28 protein-coding genes are annotated in these 24126 nt (G+C 58.1%); 24 read left to right on the top strand and 4 right to left on the bottom strand.

Features of this window, described 5'->3' with window-relative positions; genetic code table 11:
• Window positions 1–13 precede the first annotated feature (13 nt).
• The 6 genes from MOST_RS10000 to flgG all read left to right on the top strand — a co-directional run bounded on the left by MOST_RS10000 (window position 14) and on the right by flgG (window position 4318).
• Complete coding sequence (locus MOST_RS10000) at window positions 14–673, top strand: flagellar brake protein (protein WP_054937846.1); 660 nt, start codon at window positions 14–16, stop codon at window positions 671–673.
• Between the two features lie 5 nt (window positions 674–678).
• Window positions 679–1437, top strand: coding sequence for a FliA/WhiG family RNA polymerase sigma factor (locus MOST_RS09995; RefSeq protein ID WP_054937847.1), 759 nt, complete (start codon window positions 679–681; stop codon window positions 1435–1437).
• Between the two features lie 9 nt (window positions 1438–1446).
• A complete protein-coding gene (locus MOST_RS09990; protein ID WP_054937848.1) occupies window positions 1447–2001 on the top strand; it encodes a hypothetical protein in 555 nt (184 codons plus the stop codon).
• Between the two features lie 44 nt (window positions 2002–2045).
• The gene (locus MOST_RS09985) at window positions 2046–2453 is read left to right on the top strand and encodes an MltG/YceG/YrrL family protein (protein WP_054937849.1); all 408 of its coding nucleotides are present in this window, start codon (window positions 2046–2048) and stop codon (window positions 2451–2453) included.
• Window positions 2454–2750: 297 nt separating this feature from the next.
• Entirely contained in the window at window positions 2751–3521 is a 771-nt protein-coding gene (locus MOST_RS09980; protein ID WP_054938413.1) for a flagellar hook-basal body protein, read from the top strand.
• Between the two features lie 14 nt (window positions 3522–3535).
• Window positions 3536–4318 carry a flagellar basal-body rod protein FlgG gene (flgG, locus tag MOST_RS09975; RefSeq protein ID WP_054938412.1) on the top strand — a complete coding sequence of 261 codons (783 nt, stop codon included), beginning with the start codon at window positions 3536–3538 and terminating at the stop codon, window positions 4316–4318.
• Between the two features lie 59 nt (window positions 4319–4377).
• Here the strand turns inward: flgG and MOST_RS09970 are convergent, their stop codons facing one another.
• Window positions 4378–4941, bottom strand: a complete 564-nt coding sequence (locus tag MOST_RS09970) for a zinc ribbon domain-containing protein (protein WP_054938411.1) — start codon at window positions 4939–4941, stop codon at window positions 4378–4380.
• Between the two features lie 101 nt (window positions 4942–5042).
• Between MOST_RS09970 and MOST_RS09965 the strand changes: the two genes are divergently transcribed.
• The 6 genes from MOST_RS09965 to fliY all read left to right on the top strand — a co-directional run bounded on the left by MOST_RS09965 (window position 5043) and on the right by fliY (window position 9826).
• Window positions 5043–5546, top strand: a complete 504-nt coding sequence (locus tag MOST_RS09965) for a chemotaxis protein CheD (protein ID WP_054938410.1) — start codon at window positions 5043–5045, stop codon at window positions 5544–5546.
• Window positions 5547–5558: 12 nt separating this feature from the next.
• Entirely contained in the window at window positions 5559–6332 is a 774-nt protein-coding gene (locus MOST_RS09960) for a CheR family methyltransferase (protein ID WP_054938409.1), read from the top strand.
• A gap of 52 nt (window positions 6333–6384) precedes the next feature.
• Complete coding sequence (locus MOST_RS09955) at window positions 6385–7005, top strand: chemotaxis protein CheC (RefSeq protein ID WP_054938408.1); 621 nt, start codon at window positions 6385–6387, stop codon at window positions 7003–7005.
• A gap of 334 nt (window positions 7006–7339) precedes the next feature.
• Window positions 7340–7702, top strand: coding sequence for a response regulator (locus MOST_RS09950; protein ID WP_054938407.1), 363 nt, complete (start codon window positions 7340–7342; stop codon window positions 7700–7702).
• Window positions 7703–7714: 12 nt separating this feature from the next.
• Entirely contained in the window at window positions 7715–8686 is a 972-nt protein-coding gene (fliM, locus tag MOST_RS09945; protein ID WP_054938406.1) for a flagellar motor switch protein FliM, read from the top strand.
• Window positions 8687–8689: 3 nt separating this feature from the next.
• The gene (gene fliY / locus MOST_RS09940) at window positions 8690–9826 is read left to right on the top strand and encodes a flagellar motor switch phosphatase FliY (RefSeq protein WP_054938405.1); all 1137 of its coding nucleotides are present in this window, start codon (window positions 8690–8692) and stop codon (window positions 9824–9826) included.
• A 50-nt stretch (window positions 9827–9876) separates the two neighbouring features.
• On the opposite strand, the gene MOST_RS09935 is transcribed toward fliY, so the two are convergent.
• Window positions 9877–10056 (bottom strand): small, acid-soluble spore protein, alpha/beta type, encoded by a 180-nt coding sequence (locus MOST_RS09935; protein WP_054938404.1) that lies wholly within the window; start codon window positions 10054–10056, stop codon window positions 9877–9879.
• A gap of 155 nt (window positions 10057–10211) precedes the next feature.
• Entirely contained in the window at window positions 10212–10706 is a 495-nt protein-coding gene (locus MOST_RS09930; RefSeq protein ID WP_054938403.1) for a hypothetical protein, read from the bottom strand.
• A gap of 125 nt (window positions 10707–10831) precedes the next feature.
• On the opposite strand from MOST_RS09930, the gene MOST_RS09925 reads away from it, so the two are divergent.
• Window positions 10832–11968 (top strand): geranylgeranyl reductase family protein, encoded by a 1137-nt coding sequence (locus MOST_RS09925; protein WP_054938402.1) that lies wholly within the window; start codon window positions 10832–10834, stop codon window positions 11966–11968.
• A gap of 17 nt (window positions 11969–11985) precedes the next feature.
• On the opposite strand, the gene MOST_RS09920 is transcribed toward MOST_RS09925, so the two are convergent.
• Window positions 11986–12903, bottom strand: a complete 918-nt coding sequence (locus MOST_RS09920; RefSeq protein WP_054938401.1) for a Na/Pi cotransporter family protein — start codon at window positions 12901–12903, stop codon at window positions 11986–11988.
• A gap of 156 nt (window positions 12904–13059) precedes the next feature.
• Between MOST_RS09920 and MOST_RS09915 the strand changes: the two genes are divergently transcribed.
• The 11 genes from MOST_RS09915 (at window position 13060) to MOST_RS09865 (ending at window position 24111) form a co-directional block, all read left to right on the top strand.
• Window positions 13060–13632, top strand: a complete 573-nt coding sequence (locus MOST_RS09915; protein ID WP_054938400.1) for a 4Fe-4S dicluster domain-containing protein — start codon at window positions 13060–13062, stop codon at window positions 13630–13632.
• Window positions 13629–14528: a CoB--CoM heterodisulfide reductase iron-sulfur subunit B family protein gene (locus MOST_RS09910; RefSeq protein ID WP_054938399.1), complete on the top strand. Its 900-nt coding sequence runs from the start codon at window positions 13629–13631 to the stop codon at window positions 14526–14528. The genes MOST_RS09915 and MOST_RS09910 overlap by 4 nt, the downstream gene beginning before the upstream one ends.
• Window positions 14525–16507 (top strand): CoB--CoM heterodisulfide reductase iron-sulfur subunit A family protein, encoded by a 1983-nt coding sequence (locus MOST_RS09905; protein ID WP_083476871.1) that lies wholly within the window; start codon window positions 14525–14527, stop codon window positions 16505–16507. The genes MOST_RS09910 and MOST_RS09905 overlap by 4 nt, the downstream gene beginning before the upstream one ends.
• Window positions 16498–16935 carry a hydrogenase iron-sulfur subunit gene (locus MOST_RS09900; protein WP_153060781.1) on the top strand — a complete coding sequence of 146 codons (438 nt, stop codon included), beginning with the start codon at window positions 16498–16500 and terminating at the stop codon, window positions 16933–16935. The genes MOST_RS09905 and MOST_RS09900 overlap by 10 nt, the downstream gene beginning before the upstream one ends.
• Entirely contained in the window at window positions 16932–17840 is a 909-nt protein-coding gene (locus tag MOST_RS09895; RefSeq protein WP_054938398.1) for a 4Fe-4S dicluster domain-containing protein, read from the top strand. The genes MOST_RS09900 and MOST_RS09895 overlap by 4 nt, the downstream gene beginning before the upstream one ends.
• A gap of 15 nt (window positions 17841–17855) precedes the next feature.
• Window positions 17856–18857 (top strand): 4Fe-4S dicluster domain-containing protein, encoded by a 1002-nt coding sequence (locus MOST_RS09890; protein WP_054938397.1) that lies wholly within the window; start codon window positions 17856–17858, stop codon window positions 18855–18857.
• Entirely contained in the window at window positions 18857–19687 is an 831-nt protein-coding gene (locus MOST_RS09885) for an FAD/NAD(P)-binding protein (RefSeq protein ID WP_054938396.1), read from the top strand. The genes MOST_RS09890 and MOST_RS09885 overlap by 1 nt, the downstream gene beginning before the upstream one ends.
• 322 nt (window positions 19688–20009) lie before the next feature.
• Window positions 20010–20765: a histidinol-phosphatase HisJ family protein gene (locus MOST_RS09880; RefSeq protein WP_054938395.1), complete on the top strand. Its 756-nt coding sequence runs from the start codon at window positions 20010–20012 to the stop codon at window positions 20763–20765.
• 232 nt (window positions 20766–20997) lie between these two features.
• Window positions 20998–22005, top strand: a complete 1008-nt coding sequence (locus tag MOST_RS09875) for a sodium:calcium antiporter (RefSeq protein WP_054938394.1) — start codon at window positions 20998–21000, stop codon at window positions 22003–22005.
• A 93-nt stretch (window positions 22006–22098) separates the two neighbouring features.
• Window positions 22099–23403: an FAD-dependent oxidoreductase gene (locus tag MOST_RS09870; RefSeq protein ID WP_106007122.1), complete on the top strand. Its 1305-nt coding sequence runs from the start codon at window positions 22099–22101 to the stop codon at window positions 23401–23403.
• Window positions 23404–23439: 36 nt separating this feature from the next.
• A complete protein-coding gene (locus tag MOST_RS09865; RefSeq protein WP_244267290.1) occupies window positions 23440–24111 on the top strand; it encodes a LysE family transporter in 672 nt (223 codons plus the stop codon).
• Window positions 24112–24126 lie beyond the last annotated feature (15 nt).

The following is a 24126-nucleotide window of genomic DNA, read 5'->3' as shown; positions in this document are numbered from 1 at the left end:
AAGGGGAGGCATCATGGCCAGGCCAAACTTTATTATGATCAATTTACCCATAATCATCAAAACTCCTGGCAGTAAAGATTTCCGCACCATTATCCAGGATACGGGGGAAGAAGGCTTTGCCGTCCTTGCTCCGGGGAGTGATGAACTAGTCCTGGCACCGGGGAGAGTAGTCGAGGTTGCCTGCAACCGGCAGGATGCCCGTTATGAATTCACTACTAAAGTACAGCGTTACCTGCCGGGAGACCCCCCCCTTTACTACCTGGCCTACCCGGATGATTACCGGCGCATCCAGACGCGCTCCCACGTGCGGGCCAAGGCGGCCCTGGAATTTCGTTATGCCGTCTGGTTGAAGGACGACTGGCCCTACCGCCCGCCCCGGCCCCATAAAAGGGGAGTAACGGTAGATATAAGTGGCGGCGGGGCGCAACTGGTCCTCCGGGACCCCGTTGAGGTGGGCGACCTCCTTTACCTGGAACTTCACCTGCCTGGTCGCCGCCACCATTTACCCATGCGCCTGGCGGGGCGAGTCAAGCGCGTGGCCCCGCGGGAAATAGACGGCGTGACGCGTTATGAAGTGGGTGTGGCCTTTGAGGGTATCAGTGAAAGGCAGGAAGACCAGATTATTGCCTTTGTTTTCCAGCGGCTGCTAGAAGAAAGGCGCCAGAGGAGCTAGGGAAAATGGCTGTTAAGGATAGCGCCCTGTGGGCAACGTACCTGGCCGGGAGCGGGGAGGCCGGGCGCCGGCAACTGGTCCTCAAGTACCTGCCCCTGGTGAAATACCATGTGGGCCGCCTGGCAGTCAAACCGCCGCGGCACCTGGACCAGGAAGACCTGGTTGGCTATGGAATAATCGGGCTGCTGGAGGCCATTGACCGCTTTGATCCCTCCCGGGGCGTTAACTTTGAAAACTTTGCCTCCCAGCGCATTCGCGGGGCTATCCTCGATGCCCTGCGCCAGGCCCACTGGGCCCCCCGCACCCTGGTGGAAAAGCTGCGCCGGGTGAGCCAGGTGTACCGCCGCCTGGAGCAGGAACAGGGGAGCGAGGTTAGTGATGCGGCGGTGGCGGCGGCGGCAGGGATAACGGTGGAAGAACTCAAGGAACTCATGGAACGGGGTTCCCAGATGGCCGTCCTTTCCCTGGAAGACTTTCTCTTTGACCGGGAAGGGGAAGAGGGAGCAACCAGGGGAGAACTGCTGGCCGATCCCCAGAGCCCGGATCCTGCCGGGCGTTATGAGCAGGAGGAACTCCGCCGCGCCCTGGTCGAGGGTCTCAAGCATTTAAACGAGAAAGACCGCCTGGTTCTCACCCTGTATTATTACGAAGGCTTGACCTTGAAGGAGATCGGCAAAATACTGGGAGTCTCCGAATCCCGGGTCTGCCAGCTCCACGGCCGGGCCATCTTAAACCTGCGCCGCTATTTAGCCGATTTTATGTAGGTGGTTAAAGTGGCTTATCTCTTTTTAGTTACAGGAGCGATATTGATTGTAATTACCTGCCTGCCCGCTTTTAAGATACTGCTGGCCGGGGAAGGGAACCCCGGGGAGCCGACGGCATTGGGCTTTGCCCCCCGGGGCGGTCAGGGGCAAACAGGTGGTGACGAACAGCTGGCCGAACGCCTGGCAATACTCCAGGAAGAAGTGACCGCCCTTACGGCCAGGCTGGAGGAGTTAACTGCTGCCTCCGGGGCGGTGCCGGGAACTTTTCGTTCCTACCTGGCAACTGCTCTGGCCGGGGGGACGGCAGGAGCGGTAGCGGCCAGGGAGACAGGAGAAGCAATTGGCCCGCAAAGGACGTCCGCCGGGCCGGCGGGGGAAAAAGCTGTACCCGAAAGGACAACGGCGGCCGGGCCGGCAGGAGGGACCACCCCCGGGCCGGAGACGTTAAGCATCCAGGAGAAAATCCGCCTGGCCCATGCCGCCGGCGAGAGTATCGACAGCCTGGCGCGGCGGTTTGGCCGGGGAAAGGGTGAAATTGCATTAATCCTCAACCTGAAGCGTTAAAGAAAAAACGTATCTTCCTGGCTCCCTTCGGCCTGGGCCTGGGTGTGGGGTTTTTCCTGGCGGGGCTGCTGCTGCTTATTTTCCAGCACGATCCCACCAGGGAGGAAATTATTGCCCGGGCCCGCACCTACGGCATGGTCTTCCGGGAGGAAGTAGTCCCTTTCGCGCCTGCCTCCCGGGATAATGCCCCGCCGGCTCAAGAGATGAAACAGCAGCCCGCCGGGCCGCAGCAGGCCGCTCCCGCGGATACGCATGGAGAAATCCTGGTTACCATCCCGGCAGGGGCCGGCCTGGAGGATATTGCCGCCCTCCTGGAAAAAAAGGGCGTGGCGGCCGCCGCGTCCTTTGAAGCCGAAGTTCACCGCCAGGGTGTAGAACAGAAACTCAAGGCCGGGTCCTATTATCTTCCCGCCGGGGACATAAAAGAGATTATCAGGCGGTTAACCAGTTAGTTAGCAAAAAAGCAGGCCAGCAAGGTTATTGAATGGATTAGCGAAAATGTTAGAGGGCTGGCATTTGTCTTAGGCAAGCGACTTGGTCTGAGTGGCTAAGCGGCCCTGGCGAAGCCGAGGGATGATAAGCGGGGCCGAGGACAGGAGGTCCGAGGCCGGCCTTTGAGGCAAGGACGCCGAATAGGCCGGGAACCCCGCCCGAGCCTGAGGCTGAGCCTTAGGCCGCTCCGCGAGGACCATGGAGCGAAGCCAGACAATGCCAGCCTAAGATAAAGCTATTTTGAGGGGGGAAAACAATTGTTAAGGGGTTTATATCTTTCCGCCACCGGCATGATAGTCCAGGAACTGCGCCAGGATGTCATAACCAATAACCTGGCCAACGCCAGTACCGGCGGCTTTAAGAGCGAGACAGCAACCATCCAGTCCTTTCCCGAGATGCTTCTTCAGCGCCTGGAAAAGGGCCGGGCCACCCCGGTAGGTTACTTTAGCCCCGGCGTTATGGTCGACCGCATCCATACCAACTATGCCTCTGGCCCCCTGGAAGAAACCGGGCGACCCACGGATCTGGCCCTCCTGGATACTGCGGCGGGCACCCCGCCAGCTTTCTTCGCTGTCCAGACAGGGGGTACCGAGGCCTATACCCGCAGTGGCTCCTTCCATGTAGACGCCAACGGCTTTTTAGTTACCCCGGAAGGCTATCAGGTCCAGGGGCAGTACGGCGCCGTCTATGTAGGTACGACAAACTTTAAGGTTGATAGCAGCGGCCAGGTGCTGATTAACGGCCAGGTTGTCGACCAGTTGCGGATTGTAACCTTTGATGCGCAAACCTTACCCCTGCTCCAGCGCCAGGGCAACAATCTTTTTACAGCCCCCCAGGGGGTACAGCCTGTACCGGCTGCCGTTTTCCAGGTCAGGCAGGGTTGGCTGGAGAAGGCCAATGTCAATGTCGCCCGGGAAATGGTGGATATGCTGGCCGTCTTGAGGACCTATGAGGCCAACCAGAAGGCTATCCAGGCCGCCGACCAGACGCTAGGCAAGAGCGTCAACGAAGTAGGGAGTTTACGGTAGAGGAGGGTTAACAAATGATTGGCGCACTTTGGCGCGGGGCCAGCGGTATGCAGGCGCAGCAGCTCCAGGTAGACAGCCTGGCCAATGATCTAGCCAATGTTAACACCACTGGCTACAAGCAGGGCCGGGCGGAGTTTGCCGACCTGGTCTACCGGCCGGTCCAGGAAGGCGGTATGCCCGTAGACCGGCCCCAGGCGCCGGCAGCAGCACCGGCCCTGGGGGCAGGAGTAAAAGTGGCTGCCATAGAAAAAGACTTCAGCCAGGGAGCCCTGGTGAGCACCGGCGACCCTTTAAGCCTTGCCATCCAGGGGGAAGGCTTTTTTGCCGTTTATGGACCGGGCGGGGAATGGTTCCTTACCCGGGACGGCAACTTTCACCGCGACGGTGATGGCTATCTGGTCAACGCCGGCGGCTACTACCTGGATGTACCCTTTGCCCTGCCGCCCGGGGCTGAAAAGATCACTATTACTGGCGATGGCACGGTAACGGCGACAATTAACGGGGAAACGCAGGCTCTGGGAGAGATAAACCTCTATAACGTCCCCAATCCGGCCGGGCTGGAAGCCGTTGGCGATAACCTTTACCGGGAAACGGCCGCCAGCGGGATGGCAGCTGCCGGCAGGCCCGGGACGGCAGGCCTGGGTACTATCCGTTCCGGTTACCTGGAGGCGGCCAACGTCGACCTGGCAACAACCATGACCAGAATGATCCTGGCCCAGCGGGCCTACGAGTTGAATTCCCGTTCCGTACGGGTGGCCGATGAAATGTGGGGCCTGGCCAATAACCTGCGGCGTTAATCCAGCACTCAGCTTTAAAAAGCATCACTCTGTAGCTGGGTGCTGGACCGCCGGTTTAACTAGCGCCTGGCAATAGCAACCTTATTAACCAGGGCCAGGCCGCGCCGGGCACCTTTATGATCTGGGTCCCGTTCCAGGACAAAGGCATATTCCCGCCGGGATGCTTCGAAAAGGCCCAGGAGCAGGTAAACGGTAGCCAGGTTGATGCGGCCCGCCAGGTAGCCTGGTTTAATCCGGCGTACCCGGGTCAGGTGGTAGCGGGCAGCACTTAAATTGCGGTTGTAGAGGAAATAGGTACCCAGGTTAAAATGGGCCAGGTAATTATCAGGGTTTAATTTCAGAGACGCTTCCCAAAAGGTAAGGGCCCGGTCGACATCACCCTGCTGCCAGGCCTGGCACCCCAGGTTGAAACAGGCTTCCCAATTGGCCGGGTCTACCTCAAGGGCGGCCTGGTAGAAAAGGGCGGCCAGCTGGGGGCGCTGGTGCGCGAAAGAAAAATTGCCCAGGAGAAGATACAGGTGAGCCTCTCGCCGGGGATTCCCTGGAACCGGATCAGGTTGACACTCAGGACAGAAACGCCATCCCGGCGGCAAGGCTTGCCCGCACCGGGAACAGTAAAGCATAGCAGGACCTCCCACCATGAATATATATTGTATTATGTCCACGCCGGTGCTAAAATATGTAAGTCAAGCTCAAAAATAAAGAAAACGGAAGAGGAAGGCCCATGGAGGCTGTAATCAAACCAGAAGAGGTTAAAGTTGGCATAGCCGAGTGGCAGGTAGCCCGTGGCCCGTGGCGCCTGGTCACCCTGGGGCTGGGCTCCTGCGTGGGCATTGCCCTTTATGACCCCACCAGCCAGATAGGGGGCCTGGCCCACATCATGCTACCCGACAGCAGCCAATTTCAGGACCGGGGTAACCGGGCGAAATTTGCCGACCTGGCCCTTCCGGACATGCTGGCCGAGATGCTTCGCCGCGGCGCCCGGCGCAGTATGCTAGCAGCCAAAATAGCCGGTGGCGCCCAGATGTTTACTTCCGGTGACCGGCACCTTTCCTTGTTAAATATAGGCCAGCGCAATACGGCCATGGTCCGGCAGACGTTACAGGAGCTGGGTGTTCCCATTATTGGCGCCGATACAGGTGGTAATTATGGCCGCACCATGATCTTTGACCTGCTTAATGGCGATGTACATATTCGCACCATCGGCCGGCCGGTAAAGATAATATAAGTGGAGGCACTTATGGATTTTGCCGAATTCAAGCACGAGGTGCATCGGCGCTTTGGCCTTTACCTCGACGGCTACAAAGAGCCCCAGCTCAAAAGGCGCATTGACAGCCTGATGTCCCTTCTCCAGGTACCGGATTACGCAGCTTACCTGCGCCTTTTGAGCCAGGACAGCCAGCAATGGCAGCGCTTTATCGATAAGATTACCATTAACGTCTCGGAGTTTTTCCGCAACCCGGAGATCTTTGCCCGGCTGGAAAAAGAGGTCCTGCCGTCCTTGCTGGCCCGCCACCGCAACTTGAAGGTCTGGAGTGCTGCCTGTGCCGACGGGCCGGAACCCTACTCAGTAGCCATTTTACTTAACGAGCTGGCTCCTGCCGGCCGGCACCAGATCGACGCCACCGATATTGATACCAGCGCTCTGGCTGCCGCCCGCCGGGGGGTGTATCCCAGCCGGGCCGTCCAGGCAGTTACCCCGGAGCGCCTGGAACGTTATTTTCGCCGGGAAGGAGATCATTTTTACCTCCAGGAAAAAATTAAGCACATGGTTAATTTCCGCCGGCACGACCTTTTAAAAGATCCTTTTAACAGCGGTTATCACCTGATCCTGTGCCGCAATGTTGTCATCTATTTTACCACCGCTACCCAGAATGAGCTTTACCGCCGTTTTTACCAGGCCCTGGCCCCGGGAGGCGTCCTGTTTATCGGGGCTACCGAGAGCTTGTTTCAATACCGGGAACTGGGATTTATGAAAGTGGCACCCTGGTTCTACCGCCGTCCCGAGGTATAATCCTGACGCAGAGATGATTATCGTCGCCAGCGAAGAAAAGGAGGGAGGACACATGGAACCCTGGGAGAAGCTCAATGCTCTCCACCTTGATGCCCTGAAGGAAATAGGGAACATCGGCGCCGGCAACGCGGCTACGGCCCTGGCCAGCATGCTGGGCAGCCGCATCCAGATGACTGTACCCCGGGCAGGGGTATTACCTTTGCAGGAAATAACGGCCCTGGTCGGTTATGAGGAAGACCCCGTCGCCTGCGTCGAATTTACCGTTAGTGGCCCGGCGCCCAGCAAGATTTTTTTCCTCCTAAGTGAGCCCAGCGCTTACCTGTTAATCGATCTTTTACTGGGTAAGCCCCAAGGTACCACCAGGGAACTGGATGAGATGGGGAGTTCCGTCCTGACCGAACTTGGTAATATCCTGACAGGCTCTTTTTTAAATGCCTTTGCTGAATTTTGCCGGCTGGAGTTTAAACCTACGGTACCTGCCTTTGCCTTCGACATGCTGGGGGCCGTTTTAAGTTCGGCTTTCCTGGAAGGGGGTTATTTTTCCGACTGTGCCCTGGTCATCGAAACCAAGTTTTACAGTGAGGCAATAACCATCAGCGGCCATTTCTTCCTGATTCCTGAAAACGAGGCCCTGGGCAAGATCCTGCAGTCCCTAGGCCTGCAGCTGGACTGAACGCCTGCTTAAAATTTTTCTGAGCTTAGGGTGGGGATATGTCCCGGAGCCGCGAATAGGGGAGCGTAGGTCAAAAGGACAGGCGAGGTGAGGCAACCGCTGCCGCAGCCGAGGACGCCTGAGCGTACCTTTGTGAGGGAACAATATTAAACTTATAGAAGGAGTAAAGTTGGCGGAACCAGGAGCCTGTTCATTGGCAATCCGCAGGCGGCGAGTAGCGGTCCGAACCGAGCCATAGTCCTGTCGGCGCGTAACTCCTGAGCGGCGGAGGGACATATCCCCATCAGTAGGCACCATTTTTGACAGAACGCTATTTTCGGAGGGAGACTAGTTCATGGGTAAGCGAGTCTTAGTCGTAGACGATGCCGCCTTCATGCGCATGATGATTAAGGACATCCTTTTAAAAAATGGCTACGAAATAGCCGGGGAAGCAGAAAACGGGCAAAAGGCTGTAGCCATGTACCAGGAACTCCGTCCCGATGTAGTCACCATGGATATTACCATGCCGGAAATGGACGGCATCGCCGCCGTGAAGGCCATCAAGCAAATCGATCCCAATGCCAGGATTATCATGTGCAGTGCCATGGGCCAGCAGTTAATGGTCATGGAAGCCATTCAGGCCGGGGCCAGGGATTTTATCGTCAAACCCTTCCAGCAAGATCGCGTCCTCCAGGCCCTGGAAAAGGTCCTGGCGTAAGCGGGTGGTATAATGGCCGACGTCCTGTCCCAGGCGGAGATTGATGCCCTGCTGCAGGCCCTGACCAGCGGGGAGGTCCAGGCGGAAACCATCAAGGATGATGTAGCGCCGAAAGCCAAAAAATATGACTTCCGCCGGCCCAATAAATTTTCCAAAGAACAGCTGCGCACCCTGTACATGATTCACGAAAATTACGGCCGCATGGTGGCCAACTTCCTGTCGGCATACCTCAGGGCCAATATCCAGGTAAAGATTGTTTCGGTAGAACAGATGACCTATGAAGATTTTATCCTGTCCCTGCCGACGCCGACCTTGATGAATGTCTTTACCCTGGAGCCCCTGAAGGGATCAGCCGTCCTGCAGATCAACATGAATTTTGTCTTTCCCATTATCGACCTGCTCTTTGGCGGCCGGGGAGAAATGCTGGCGTCCAAGAGGGACCTGACGGAGATTGAACTCCATGTCCTGCGGCGGTTAAATAGCCGTATCCTGGAGCAGCTGATCTATTCCTGGGCGGATATCCAGAACTTCACGCCGAAACTGGAATCCATGGAAACCAATCCCCAGTTTACCCAGGCCATTTCTCCCAACGAGACGGTGGCCGTCATTACCTTAAGCACAACGGTCAGCCAGCATGAAGGCCTGTTAAACCTGTGCCTGCCCTATATGCTCCTGGAACCGGTTATTTCCCGCCTGTCGGCCAGCCACTGGTTTGCTGCTCCCGGTGAAGGGGAAGCCAGGTCCGATTACCGGGCCGTGGTCGAACAAATCCTGGCCGGAGTACCGGTGGAGCTGATTGCCTACTGTGGCCGTACCAGGCTGCCGGTGCGGGATTTTATCCAGCTCCAGGTAGGGGATGTCATTACCCTGGAAAAAGTGGTGGGCGAAGACCTGGAACTTTACGTTGACGGTCACCTCAAGTTTAAGGTCCAGCCCGGGGTTGTGGGCCAGAAGATTGCCGTCCAGGTAACGGAGGTGGTATAATAAATGGCCGACTTTTTGTCTCAGGAGGAAATTGACGCCCTGTTAAATGGCAGGCTGGAACCACCAGCAGGAGAAGCAACTTTGACGGACCTGGAAAAGGATACCCTGGGCGAAATTGGCAATATTTCTATGGGCAGCGCGGCCACGGCCCTGTCGCAGATCCTGAATAAACGCGTCCTGATAACAACGCCGTCCATTGCAATAATGACCCCGGCGGAACTTCTCGCCAACTTCCAGGTACCCTATATCCTGGTAGAAGTTAACTTCACCGAAGGGCTTGAGGGGTCCAACCTGCTAATGATAAAAGTCAGCGACGCCGCCGTTATTGCCGACTTGATGATGGGCGGCAGCGGCCGGGATGTTCAACCGGAGCTGGATGAAATTAAGAGCAGCGCCGTGGCGGAAGCCATGAACCAAATGATCGGCAGCGCAGCGACTTCCATGGCGACCATCTTTCAACGCAACGTCAAAATCAGCCCGCCCCGGCTGACGGCCGTGCGCTTTGGCAACGAAAGCTACACTTTTCCCTGGCCCGAGGACCAGGAGATAGCAGTAGTATATTTTAAAATGGAAATTGAGGACCTGATTGATAGCCAGATCATGCAGGTTATGCCGGTGGAAGTAGCTAAAGCTGAAGTGGCAATGCTCATGAACCCCCAGGCACCGGAAGCAGGAGCGGCCCTGGAGGATACTCCTCCAGCTTGGGAAACCATGCCTGGTAACCATACAACGGACCGGGCCGCGGTATCCGTCACAATGACAGCTACACCGGCAGCAGAGAAACCCGGAACTGGAGCAACCTTCGTACCACCGGCAGCACCGGTACCGCCAGCCCAGAGTCCAAATGAGCGCCGCGGGCAGGTATATGGTACGCCGGCGCGCAATATTGACTTGATCCTGGACGTACCCCTGGATGTGGAGGTCATTCTAGGGACAGCCATGAAGCGTATCCGGGATATTTTAAACCTGGCCCCGGGCGCCATAGTCGAACTGGACCGCCTGGTGGAAGAGCCGGTGCAAATTACCGTTAACGGTACACCCATTGCCCGGGGAGAAGTGGTTGTCGTCAACGAAAATTTTGGCGTCCGGATTACCCACATTATGGAGCCCTATGAACGTATTAACCATTTGCGGCAATAGGGGGATAAGAAAATAAGCCGGAAGCCTGCTGGCTTGCCGGCCGGGGGCAGTTACAACTGGTTTTGCCTCACCATTTGTTCAGCTTTTTCAATGGCTAGCCGGACCAGGTTGCCGCACTGCCGGGATGGCACGCCACCCCACCCTTCCCTGGCCACGGTGTCGTAAACACCCAACTCCCGGGCCAGTTCATACTTCAGAGCATCGGACATAACCCCGCGCCTTCTGGCCATGATCAAGCCTCCTTTTTGTACTGCCCTCCTGTCAATTAGCTTCGACAGATATCCTCCTCACCATACAAGACATTACTGGTACGGGCGCCAAAATAAAGGTGGGTACGATAAAAGTGACAGGCCGGGTTTTAGACCCCGGCCTGTTAATTTAAAGCCTAGTGGATGCGTACCCGGTCCGCACCGTGATCCTTCAAAATGCGGTTAGCCTGGTCGGCGCGCTGGTCGTCACAACGAACGGAAACCAGCAATTTCCCCTGGCGGATTTCATTTTCATATTCCCGGCCTTCGGCTTCCGGGATACCCCAGTCGATTAGCCCGCCGGCAACGCCGCCTGTGGCCGCTCCTGAAAGCAGGCCGGCAATGGGACCGGCCGCAATAAGGGGACCCAGCCCGGGAATGAACAGGGCCCCGGCCCCGGCTGCCAGGCCGGCCAGGCCGCCCAGGACACCGCCGGTAGTAACGCCATCGCTAATGCCACCGGCGTCAATGCCCATGTTGAGGCCACCTTCGCCTTCCCGGCCGTTTGCCTCACCGCCCTTGTCGCGGGCCAGGATGGATATCTCCTTGTCGAAACCGGCCCGGCGCAGGTCTTCGACTGCTTCCCTGGCTACCTGTTCATTGCTAAAGATGGCAACTACTGTCTTGGCCATGTCTATATCCTCCTTATGGCAAATCCAAATTCAATCTTATTATGGCCTTTTCCCCGGGCTGTATACGGGTATAATTAAAAGAAAAAGTTACTAAAAAACTATTATTTCCAGAGGAGCAGGTTGACGTGAAGTACGATGTCATCATCTGTGGCGCCGGGCCGGCAGGCAGTACCTGCGGCCGCTTGCTGGCCCGCCGGGGACTGAAGGTTTTAATTTTGGATAAGGCCAGGTTTCCCCGCTACAAACCCTGTGGTGGCGGTTTAACGGGCAAAGCCCTGGGGGAACTGGAACCGGGCTGGGAAAAATTAAGCGAAGATAGCACCCGGGAAGTTATTTTTTACCATCGCCAGGAAAGGCCCATTAACATAGTTTACCAGCAGCCGGTCATCCGAATGGTCGGCAGGGAAAAGCTGGATGCCTGGTTGCTGGAACAGGCGGCCGCCGCCGGGGCCACAATCCGTGATGGCTGCAGGGTAACGGCTGTGGTCGAAACGGCGACCGGTGTAACAATTTACGGAGAAGACGGTAGTATCTTCCAGGGTGATTTCCTGGTCGGGGCTGATGGGGCCAGGAGCCTGGTCCGCAAGAGCCTGCCCTTTAATACTGGGACGGCTGCCGGTGTGACCCTGGAATGTGAAATACCGGTTGACGAAGGGGTCCTGGCTGAATACCGGGGCCGGGTGCATTTGAGCTACGGCGGCATCCCGGCTGGGTATGGCTGGATATTTCCTAAAGGGGATCACCTGTCGGTGGGGATTGGTTCCTTTACCCGGCAGGTGAAGGGCCTGCAGCGCTACTTCCAGGATTTTTGCCGGGGTATGGGGCTGAAAATACCGGAGGGAATACGCTGCCGCGGCGCCGTTATTCCTGCCGCCAGCGGTAAGGCCGGTACTTTACATACGGGCAGGGCGGTGCTGGCCGGTGATGCCGCCGGGCTGGTTGATCCCTTTTCCGGGGAAGGCATCTACTATGCCTTGAGGAGCGGCCGCCTGGCGGCAGAGGCAATTTCAGCCGCCCTGGCCGGCCAGGGCGGGCTGGAAGATTATACAAAGAAAATACACGCCGAGGTATTGCCATCTTTGCATTATGCCTGGCGTATTGCCCGGGTAGTCTATGCCCTGACGCCAATGGTACACCGGCTGGTTGCGGCCAACCCGGAAGTGGCCCGGCGCCTGGTGGACGTCCTTTTCGGCGGGGACACTTATGAAGACCTCTGGCAGTACCTCACAGGGCGCTACGCCATCTTTCGCCTGGCCCGGTAAAAATGTGCTGGCCAAAATTAGTCCGGCAGCAATGTTACCAATAGCCAGGCCAGGAGGCCGACAAAGGGCAGGGCAGCCAGGGAAGAGACCAGGTTAAAAAGGGTGTGGAAATGGGCCACCTGGCGGGGCAGGTCCGGCGTGAGCCAGTTAATGAAATGGAGCGCCATGGGCAAGAAGGGTAGACAGAGGATGGCCCCGGTGACATTGATCACAAAGTGGGCCAGGGCCGTCCTTTTGGCGGCCCGGGAGGAAAAGAGGGCGGCAATGAGGGCCGTCAGGCAGGTGCCGATATTGGCCCCCAGGACAATATGTAGGGCTGCCAGGGGTGGCAGGACGCCGTGGCCGGCCAGGACCATGGCCATACCCGCAACGACACTGCTGGAGTGGAGAAAGCCGGTAAGCAGGGTACCCGCCAGGATTCCCTGCCAGGGGCTGGTGGCGGCGGCGCTCAAAAGGCCGAGGAGGGCGGGGCTGTCTTTAAAAGGCAGGAGGGATGAAGCCATGAGGTCCAGGCTGAAGAAGATTAACCCTATACTTACGCAGGCCGTCCCGGCAGCCCGGGTGGAGGGGGACAGAATTAAAGGGATGCTGATGATCAGGGCCGGCAGGGCAATTTTACTTAACTTTAGAGCCAGGAGCTGGACGGTTACACAGGTGCCGACATTGGCCCCCAGGATTACCCCCAGGCTTTGATAGAAGGAAATAACGCCGCCGTCTACCAGGCCCACGGTGAGGACAGTGACGGCCGTGCTGGACTGGATCAGGGCCGTGGCCACCGTACCCCAGAAGAAGCCCTGCCAGGGTGTAGCCGTAGCCCGGCGGATCATAATTTCCAGGTAAGAACGGCCCAGGGCCACCAGTCCCTGGCGCAACAACTGTACCCCCAGGAGGAGGAGAGTTACCCCGGCGGCAAACTGCAGGAGAGGGAAGAGCATTATTTCACCCCTTAGCTTTTATGTGGGGGATCGTTTTTTTATTCCTGGCTTTTTTTCTATCCAAAAGAGGAATCTGGCCGGTCAGCAAGAATATAAAAGAGGGTATTTTTTGTGGCCGTTTAAGTTCTGGCAGGAACAAGGGAGAGGGTGAAGAGAATGGAACGGGTGGAATTAGCCGGTGCTTTACGCGAAAACCTGGCCCTGAAAAGCCAGGTAGAAGCCGCCAGCGGCGTTACCTTAAGCGACTGCTACCAGTGCGGCAAATGCTCGGCCGGTTGTCCGGTAGCTTTTGCCATGGATTATACGCCGCGGCAGGTTATCCGCCTGCTGCAGCTGGGCCTGGGGGAAGAAGCCTTAAAGAGCCATACCCCCTGGCTCTGCGCCAGTTGCCAGGCCTGTTACACCCGCTGCCCCCGGGAAGTTAACCTGCCGCGGTTGATGGAAGCCGTGCGCCAGGAAGCTCGCCGCCGGGGGATGATTAACGAGAAAAAGGTGGATATTTTTGACCAGGCTTTCTTAAGCAGCGTGGAACGCTACGGCCGCGCCCACGAGATGGGCCTCATGGTCCAGTACAATTTGCAGTCAGGGCAACCCTTTAAGGATGCCCTGCTGGCGCCGCCATTACTATTCAAAGGCAAGATCAGTCCTTTCCCCATGAAGATCAGGGATGTCGCGGACGTGAAAAATATCTTTGCCCGGGTGCGAAGTCACGGAGGTGGCCGGCATTGAAGTACGCCTATTACCCCGGCTGTTCCCTGGAAGCTACTGCGAAAGAATACAACCAGTCGGCCAAAATGGTGGCCAGGCACCTGGGGGTGGAGCTGTGGGAGATCCCCGAGTGGAGCTGCTGCGGTGCCACTGCCGCCCACAATAATGACCACCTCCTGTCCCTGGCCCTGCCGGCCCGGAATCTCGCCCTGGCCGAAGCAGAGGGCCTGGACGTTGCCGTGCCCTGCGCCGCCTGTTTTAACCGCCTGCGGGCTGCCGAGGCCGCCGTCCGGGGGTCGGAAAGTATGCGGGCGACCATCAGTGAAATCATTGGCCGGGATTACCGGGCCACCAATAAGACCCGGGCCTTCCTGGATGTCATGGTCAATGGGGTCGGCCTGGAGAAGATCAAGGAACAGGTGGTCAAGCCCCTGGCGGGGCTGAAGCTGGCGGCCTATTACGGCTGCCTCCTGGTCCGGCCGCCAGAGCTTACGGCCTTTGACGACCCGGAAGACCCCATGACCATGGACCACCTTATTCAAGCCCTGGGCGGCGAGGCCGTCAGCTGGTCCTACAAGACCGAGTGCTGCGGTGGGAGTCTCGCCACTGCCCGGACGGACATTGGGGTACGGATGATCTACCAGGTCCTGCGCCATGCCCGGGACGCCGGGGCCGAGGGCATCGTAACGGCCTGCCCCCTGTGTTTCTTAAATCTGGACATGCGGCAGAATCAAGCCGCCGCATCCCATGGCGAGCAGCTCAATTTGCCCATCTTTTACTTCACCGAACTGATGGGTATAGCCCTAGGCTACGCGCCTAAAGACCTGGGACTCACCACCCACTTTGTTAACCCGGTCCCAATGCTTAAGGCCAGGGAGATCCTGCGGCATCCTGCCACAAGGAGGGAAACAGCATGAAGCGTGTCGGCGTCTTTATCTGCCATTGCGGTACTAATATTGCCTCGGTTGTTGATGTTAAAAAGGTGGCCGAGGCCGCCAGGAGTTTTCCCGATGTGGTCTATGCCACCGATTACCAGTATATGTGCTCCGACCCGGGGCAGGAACTCATTCGCAAGGCTATCAAAGAACAGCGCCTGGACCGGGTGGTGGTCGCCTCCTGCTCTCCCCGGCTCCACGAGCCGACCTTCAGGAAAGCTTGTGAGAGCGCTGGGGTAAACCCTTACCTCTTTGAGATGGCCAACATCCGCGAGCAGTGCGCCTGGGTCCATGCTAAAGACAAGGAAGGAGCAACATTAAAAGCCATTGACCTGGTGCGGACGGCCGTGGCCAAAGTCCGCCGCAATGTCCCCCTTTTTGCCAGTACTATTCCCATTACCAAGAGGGCGCTGGTCATTGGCGCCGGTATCGCCGGCATGCAGGCGGCCCTGGATATTGCCGATGCCGGCTATGAAGTCATGCTCCTGGACCGCGAGCCGACCATTGGCGGTAATATGGTCAAGCTGGACAAGACCTTCCCGACCCTGGACTGTTCCGCTTGAATAAGCACGCCGAAAATGGTTGCTGCGGCGCAGCACCCTAACATTCAACTCATGACCTATGCGGAAGTAGAGAATATAGCCGGTTATGTGGGTAACTTTGAAGTGACGATCCGCAAGAAAGCCCGGTCGGTGGACCCTGTAAAGTGTACCGGCTGCGGTACCTGCTGGGAGAAGTGCCCCACCAAGGTGGACAGCGAGTTTGACCTGGGCTTGGGCAAGCGCAAGGCCATTTACCTGCCCTTCCCCCAGGCGGTGCCGGCGGTGCCGGTGATCGACCGCGAGCACTGCCGCCAGTTTACCAGGGGAAAGTGCGGCGTTTGCCAGAAGGTCTGCCCGGCCAAAGCCATAGATTACGAGCAGCAGGATGAAGTTATCACCGAAAAATTCGGCGCCATTGTCGTGGCCACCGGCTATGACCTCTTTAAATGGGAAGAGGTTTACGGTGAGTACGGCTACGGCAAATACCCCGATGTCATTACCGGCATGCACTTTGAACGCCTGAACAATGCCTCCGGGCCTACGGGCGGCAAGATTGTCCGGCCCTCGGACGGCAAAGAACCCAAAACGGTAGTTTTCATTAAATGTGTTGGTTCCCGGGATGAGGCCAAGGGTAAAAGTTACTGCTCCCGGGCCTGCTGCATGTACACGGCCAAGCACGCCCACCAGGTGCTGGAGAAGATCCCCGACTCCCAGGCCATCGTCTTCTATATGGATATCCGCACCCCCGGCAAGGCTTATGAGGAGTTTCTCCAGCGTACTGTCCATGAAGGGGCCGTCTATGTCCGGGGCCGGGTGAGCCGCGTCTTCCAGGAGGGGGACAAGCTCATCGTCCGCGGTGAGGATACTTTACTCGGCCGCCAGGTGGAGGTGGCGGCCGATATGGTCGTCCTGGCTACGGCCATGGTACCCAGCGAAGGATGGGAGCAGGTAGCCAAGATGCTGGGTCTGCAGGTAGATAAAGATGGCTTCTTCCAGGAAGCCCACCCCAAACTCAGGCCGGTGGAAACCTTTACGGCCGGCGTCTTCCTGGCCGGGGCCTGCCAGGGACCCAAGGATATCCCCGATACGGTATCCCAGGCCAGCGCCGCGGCTGTTAAGGTCTGCCAGCTCTTCGCTAAAGATGAAATGGCCACCGACCCCATGATCGCGGCGGTGGATGAAAGCATCTGCGCCGGCTGTGCCATGTGCGAGAAGATCTGCCCCTACAAGGCCATTTCCATGAAGACCATTACCGAACGGGTAGCCGGCAAGCAGGTGAGCCGCCGGGTGGCAGCGGTCAACAGTGGTCTCTGCCAGGGTTGCGGCGCCTGCTCGGTGGCCTGCCCGTCGAGTGCCATGAACCTCAAAGGCTTCACCAATGAACAAATACTGGCGGAGGTGGATGCGGTATGTCTATAGCGGCCGGAGAAAAAAGCTGGGAGCCCAAGATTGTCGCCTTTTGCTGCCACTGGTGCGCCTATGCCGGTGCCGACCTGGCTGGCCTCAACCGCCTGCAGTACCCGGCCAATGCCCGGATCGTGCGGGTGCCCTGTTCCGGCCGGGTCAATCCCCAGTTTGTCCTGCGGGCTTTCCAGCGCGGTGCCGACGGCGTGCTAGTAGCCGGCTGACACCCCGGCGACTGCCACTATGTTAGTGGCAATTACTTCACCCGCCGCCGTTTCCTCTTAATGCAGCGGGTCTTGCAGTTCATGGGCCTGGAGCCGGAGCGTTTCCAGGCACGCTGGGTGTCGGGTTCCGAGGGACCGCGCTTTGCTGAGATAATCACCCAGATGACGGAGGACATCCGGGCCCTGGGGCCCAACAGAAAGCTGAGGGATGGCGCATGAGCAGCATGCAAGAACAAATGCGTGCCCGGGCCCGGGAGTTGTTGACCAGGGGCGAGGTTAAAATGGTAATCGGCTGGGAGAAGGGTACCTTCTGGTACCTATCGCCGCCCGCCTTTATTACCGAACCGGAGGATTGCGACCGCCTGGTCTGGGATGAGTTCTGCACCAATAACCTGGCCAAGTACCTCCTGGACTACAAGTTCACAGAGGACAAAATAGCCCTTTTTGTGAAGGGATGCGATTCCCGCGGCATTATTCGCCTCCTCCAGGACAACCAGATTGACCGGGAAAAGGTCTACCTCATCGGTATTAAATGCCCCGGCGTCAAGGATGGCCGCCAGGCGGCCGCCCTGGGCGAAGAAAGACGTAGTGAGGTGCCACTGGCCGAGAAGTGCCGCTACTGCACCCATCCTGAACCGGTAATTTATGACGAGCTTATCCAGGCGGATGGCGGGCCTGCTATCAGGGAGGCACAAGCCACGCCGGAAGGCCGGTTTGCCGAAGTAAACAGGCTAGAAGCCATGTCCCCCGATGAGCGCTATGCCTTCTGGACAGGTGAGTACGACCGCTGCCTACGCTGCTACGCCTGCCGCAACATTTGCCCGGCCTGCAACTGCCGGGAGTGCATCTTTGACCGCAGCCAGTCAGGCTGGTGCGGCAAGCAGATGCAGCGCAGCGAAAATATGTTCTTTGCCATTACCCGGGCCATGCACGTGGCCGGTCGCTGCATCGAATGCGGCGAGTGCGAGCGGGTATGCCCGGAAGGGATTCCCATCATGGCCCTCAACAAGAAGATCATCAAAGACCTGAACGAGCTCTTTGGCGAATATGAAGCCGGGGTAGATCTGGAGGCTCGGCCACCCCTGGGCCAGTATAAACTCGATGATCCTGAGGAGTTTCACTAGGAGGGAGGTGGGGAGATGTTAAAGATTGCCAAGGATAAATTACCGGAACTCTTGCAGGCCTGGGCCGGAGGGGCAAAGGTTTTTGTCCCCCAGGATAAAGGGGGAGTAAGCGTTTTCCTGCCCTGGGAAGGCCAGGGGAATCTTACCCTGGGTGAGGGCAATACCCTGGAACCGCCCAAGGATCTCTTCTTCCCCCGGACAGAAACCATGTACCGTTACCAGGTGCAGGGGAAAGAGGCAAGCCTAACGGAGGTACCTTACCTGGAGGAAAAGCGGGTGCTGGTGGGGGTCCGTTCCTGCGATGCCCGCAGCCTCTTGCTTATGGACGATGTTTTTCTAACCAGAGGGTATGTAGACGAATTTTACCGCCAGCGGCGGGAAAATACCCGCGTGGTAGCCCTGGCCTGTACCGCGGCCAGCCCTACCTGCTTCTGCACGGCCTTCGGGATTGATCCCGGGCGGGCCGAAGGAGTCGATGTCCAGATGTGGCCTGTGGCCGATGGTTACCTCCTGGAAGGCGTAACGGAGGCCGGCCGGGAGTTGCTGGGCCAGGGTTCATCCCTCCTGGCGGAGGCCGGGGCCGAAAATATACCGGCAGCAGCCAAACCGGGCCTGGCAGTGGAGACAAGCGGGGTAACGGAAAAGCTGCAGAGAATGTTTGAGCATCCCTACTGGACGGCCGTCAGCCGCAAGTGCCTGGGCTGCGGCGCCTGCACCTACCTCTGCCCCACCTGCCACTGTTTTGACATCCAGGGCGAAAACCGGGGTAACAGCGGCTACAAGTTCCGCTGCTGGGATTCCTGCATGTTCTCGGAATATACCCGTATGGCCGGCGGCCACAACCCGCGGCCGTCGAAAAAGGAGCGCTTGCGTAACCGCTTCCTGCACAAGCTCCAGTATTTCCCGGAGCGGTACGGCAAGTTTGCCTGTGTGGGCTGCGGCCGCTGCCTGGATCGCTGCCCGGTAAATGTCGACATTACCCGGGTAATCCGTGAGGTCAAGGAGGTGACCCTGTAATGGCTAATGAGGCGCGGGTCAACCCCCTGGTGCCCAGGACGGGGCGCATTATCAAGATTGTGGACGAGACGCCCGATGTCAAGACTTTCCACATCACCACCGACAGCGGCAAGCCCTTTACTCCCCTGCCGGGGCAACTGGCCATGCTCTCCCTGCTGGACGTCGGGGAGGCCATGTTCTCCATTACTTCCCAGGGGCCGGAGCACCTGGAGCTGGCCATCAAAAGGGTCGGCATGCTGACCGATGCCCTCCATGAAGCCGAAGAAGGGCAAACGGTAGGCATCCGGGGCCCCTATGGTAACGGCTTTCCCGTGGAGGAGCTTAAAGGTAAGGACCTGCTTTTCATCGGCGGTGGTATCGGCCTGGCGCCGGTACGTTCCCTGATTAATTACTGCATTGAGCACCGGCAGGATTACGGCCACCTGTGGATCATCTACGGTGCCCGCTCGCCGGCCGACCTGTGCTTTAAAGACGACCTCTTTAACAACTGGCCCAGGGTGGAGAACTGCCGGGTCGACGTGACGGTGGACCGGGGCGATGCCGGCTGGCAAGGCCATGAGGGTTTTGTACCAGCCTTTGTGGAAGAGCTGCACCCGGACCCCGCAGGTAAAGTAGCCATCACCTGCGGGCCGCCCATTATGATCAAGTTTGTCCTCCAGTCCATGGAGAAGCTGGGGTATAAAGACGACCAGATCATCACCACCCTGGAAATGCGTATGAAGTGCGGCATCGGCAAGTGCGGCCGCTGCAACCTGGGTAGCTGCTACGTCTGCCTGGACGGCCCCGTCTTCACCCTGGCCCAGCTGAAGCAGCTGCCGAATGAGTATTAGCAAAATGGAATTCATGGCAAAAGGGTGGGGCATGTCCCTCGCCGCTTAAAAGCTATGCGCCGACAGAACGACGGCTCGGTTCGGACCGCTGCATGCCGCCTGTGGATTGCCAATGAAAAGGCTACTGGTTCAACAAACTCCAGTCCTTCTATGAGTTACAGCTGCCTTTCTCTCAAAGGAGCGCTCAGGCGTCCTCGGCGGCAGCAGCGGTAACCTCACCTAGCCTATTCTGTTACCGGCGCTCCGCGCCTCATAGGCTCCGGGACATGCCCTGCCCGGGTTGATGCCAGGTACCAACTTTCTATAGCTAGGGAGTTATACCATGCCAGCTGACTACCATATTCACGGGCTGGCCCATGAAGGGCCGCCCCATACCGTAGAACGCCTTTTGCCCTACGTAGAAGCAGCCAGAGCTGCCGGCCTTACAGAAATAGGTTTTGCCGACCACGACCGCTATCTGGACGGCATCGATTTTAGCGTCTTTCCCGAGCTGGAACGGGTAACCGGGATGCCCATCCGTGCCGGGCTGGAGGTAGATTTCCGGCCCGGCAAAGACCACCGCCGGGAACTGGCCGGCCGGCCCTGGGACTACCTCATTGGCTCGGTCCATGCCATAGGGGACTGGGATTTCGACCGCCCGGGCCAGGAAGCCGGCTTTACCGCCTGGGATATAGATGAACTCTACATGACCTACTTCAATCTGGTGGGCAGGGTCGCGGCTACAGGGATCTTTCATATCATTGGCCACCTGGACCTGATTAAAATTTACGGCCACCGGCCCCGGAAGCCGGTGCTGGAGCTGGCCGAACCGGCCCTCCAGGCTGTTGCCAAGCATGGTGCAGCCATGGAGGTTAATACTGCCGGGATATTTAAACCGGTGGGGGAGATCTACCCGGCCCGGGAACTCCTGGAACGGGCCTTCAGCCTCAATATCCCCGTCACCATCGGGTCGGATGCCCACGCCCCCGGGGAGGTAGCCCGGGAACGGGAACAGGCGCGGGAACTTTTGCGCCGGGTAGGTTATACCTGCCTGGCCACTTTCTGCCGGCAGGAGATGGCTACTGAACCTATAGACTAAATGGACCTTGACAGAGGCCAAACCTGACTTTATGATAAAATATAGAAAATTGCGGTCTAAGGGGAGTAGCCCCGGAGTATTCCGGTACCAGGTTCGTCAACACGGCTGTCAAGCCCGGGCCTGGCAGGTAACGCGCGAGACCTTCACCGCCATGTAGGGCGATGAAGGTTTTTTTATTACCCTCATTGGAACCGGATAATCAGGAGATATATAAAGGAGAAGGGGAGAAATTATGCTGGATGTAGCCTTGCTTTTAATCAGCCTGGGAGTTATCCTTGTGGGGGCCGAGGGGTTTACCAACGGTATCGAATGGCTGGGGAAGAAACTAAAACTAACTGAAGGCGCCGTGGGGAGCATCCTGGCAGCCGTGGGTACCGCCCTACCGGAAACGATGATCCCGATTATTGCTATTCTCTTCGGCGGCGGCGGCCATGCCGGGGAAGAGATAGGCATTGGCGCCATCCTGGGGGCGCCCTTTATGCTCAGTACCCTGGCCTTCTTCATTACAGGTATTGCCGTGATTGCTTATCGCAGTCGCCGGCCCAATTTCCCCAAAATGAACCTGGATACCAGGACCATGGGCCGCGATTTAAGTTTCTTTCTCTGCGTTTATGCCGTGGCCGTCCTGGCCTCTTTCCTGGGGGCCCACATCTGGAAGCAAATAATTGCTATTGGGCTGGTGATAGCCTATGCTACCTATGCTTACCTGACGGTCACCAACGGCCATACCCTGGAAGAAGGGGAGGAACTGAATTCCCTTTACCTGGCCCGGAAGGCGGCCGATCCTGCTACACTGGTCATTTTAGCCCAGGTTATCCTGTCTCTGGGGATGATTGTCGGCGGCGCCCGCCTCTTCGTCAACGGGGTGGAAGACCTGGCACGGATTATGGGTATCCCGCCCTTTGTCCTGGCCCTCATTATTGCCCCCATAGCCACGGAGCTGCCGGAGAAATTTAACAGCATCATCTGGGTGGGCCGCGGCAAGGATACCCTGGCCCTGGGCAATATTACCGGTGCCATGGTCTTCCAGAGTTCGGTGATCCCGGCGTTGGGTATCACCATGACCAGCTGGGAGTTAACCCAGGGAGCGTTAATCAGTGCCATACTGGCTATTGTTTCCGCCGGCCTGGTCTTCCTGCAGATCAGCCGCAAGAAATACCTGACGCCCTACACCCTGGTGGGTGGCGGCGCTTTCTATGGCATCTTTGTCCTCCTAGTTTTTGGTGGATTTATCCGCTAAAAGAGTTGCTTTATCCTTACATGGCAGGAAAAACCCGGTGCGCAGGCGCCGGGTTTTTTAATATACTGGAGCAGGAAGGATGGTGGCCTTAACATGCCCCGGGTAGTCGTAGCAGGTGGTGGCTGGGCGGGCTGTGCGGCGGCCCTGGCCGCCCGCCAGGCAGGCGCGGAGGTAACCCTCCTGGAGCGAACGGATATGCTCCTGGGTACCGGCTTGGTGGGGGGGATTATGCGCAATAATGGCCGTTTTACGGCGGCGGAGGAAATGATTGCCCTGGGCGGTGGGAGGTTGTTCCAGCTTACCGACAGTGTTACCCGGCACCGTAATATACATTTTGCCGGCCACCGCCATGCCTGGCTTTACGACGTGGCCCGCATTGAACCCCTGGTCCGGCAGGCTTTGCAGGAAGCCGGCGTTGAGGTACGTACTTTAAGCTGGGTGACTGCCGTCCAGGTGGCGGGCAACAGCCTTCAGGCTGTTCATACCGAAGGGGGCCGGACTTACCACGGTGAAGCCTTTATCGACGCCACCGGTACGGCGGGGCCGCCAGCCAACTGCCGCCGTTACGGCAATGGCTGTGCCATGTGCATCTACCGCTGCCCCACCTTTGGCGGCCGCCTGGGCCTGGCCGCCCTGGCAGGGGTGAAGGAATATGCCGCCTTGAGACGAGGTGGCGGCCGCGGAGCCTTAAGCGGTTCCTGCAAGCTTCATAAAGGTTCCCTGGCACCCTGGCTGGTGTCCGAACTGGAGGAAAAGGGAATGGCCGTCTTGCCCGTGCCATCCGACCTGCCGGGTAAAGGCGAACTGCTCCAGCGCAAGGCCTGCCAGCAGTATGCCCTGCCCGAGTATGCGGCCAACGTTATCCTCCTGGATACCGGTCACGCCAAACTCATGGCTCCCTTTTTCCCCCTGGAAGCTCTGCGACGGGTAGCCGGCCTGGAAAACGCCCGCTTTGAAGACCCCTATGCCGGCGGCATCGGCAATTCGGTACGCTTCCTGGCCATGGTACCCCGGGATGATACTTTAAAGGTACGAGGCCTGGCCAATGTTTTCTGTGCCGGGGAAAAGGCTGGTCCCTTTGTCGGCCATACCGAGGCCATTGTCACCGGGACCCTGGCCGGTCATAACGCTGTGCGCCTCCTGGCAGGGAGGGAACTCCTGGTTTTGCCTTCTACCCTGGCTGTAGGTGATATAATTGTCTATACCAGCCGCCAGGTGGATAAGGGTGATGGGCTCTACCAGCGTTTTACCTTTTCCGGGTCCGTCTATTTTAAGCGCATGCAAAATCTGGAACTCTACACTACCGACCGGGAGGTTATCAGGAAAAGGGTGGCTGACCTGGCCGGTATTTTTTCCGTACCATTGTTAGGGAGGAAAAAGGCGCCAGGTGCCGAATAATAACTTAAAATTATTATTTTCGAGGAGAGGAACCTTTTGACTGCAGAATTGCTGGCCCTGTTCACTACCGCCTTTATGGTAGGGCTTTCCGGCGCCCTGATGCCGGGACCGTTATTAACCCTGGCCATCGAAGAAAGTACCCGGCGGGGAGCCGGCGCCGGCCCTCTCCTGGTCCTGGGCCACGGCCTCCTGGAATTACTTATGCTGTTTCTGCTCCTCCTCGGCCTGGGCAGCTTCCTGGCCCATCCTACTGTGAGCCGGGTGGTAGCCGTCCTGGGAGGGGCGGTATTACTATGGCTGGGTACAGACATGATCCGCAGCGCCATGGCCGGCCAGCTCCAGTTTACCTTGCTGGGAGATAAAGATAATCTCCCGGCCCTGCCGCCGCGACCGGCTTTACGTACAGTAACTGCCGGCGGTTTAATCAGCCTGGCCAACCCTTACTGGTTGCTCTGGTGGGCAACCATCGGCGCCGCTTTTGTCGCCCAGGCGGCCCGCCTGGGTGCCAGCGGGGTGGCTTTCTTTTTTAGCGGCCATATTTTATCAGACCTCGGCTGGTACTCCTTAGTTACTGCAGGAGTAGCGGCCGGCCGCCGCGTTATCAGCCAGCGGGCCTACCGGTATTTAATCGTGGCCTGCGGCTTATTTCTGCTGGTTTTAGGCGTCCTCTTTATTGTGGCCGGTTACCGCGGCCAGATTAGCCTGTAAATTAGCGAGAGGTGA

This window comes from Neomoorella stamsii (assembly GCF_002995805.1).
GTDB classification, from domain to species: Bacteria; Bacillota; DSM-521; order Neomoorellales; family Neomoorellaceae; genus Neomoorella; species Neomoorella stamsii.
Note: the sequence above shows the minus strand (reverse complement) of the source record. Positions and strands in the feature narration are given on the sequence as shown.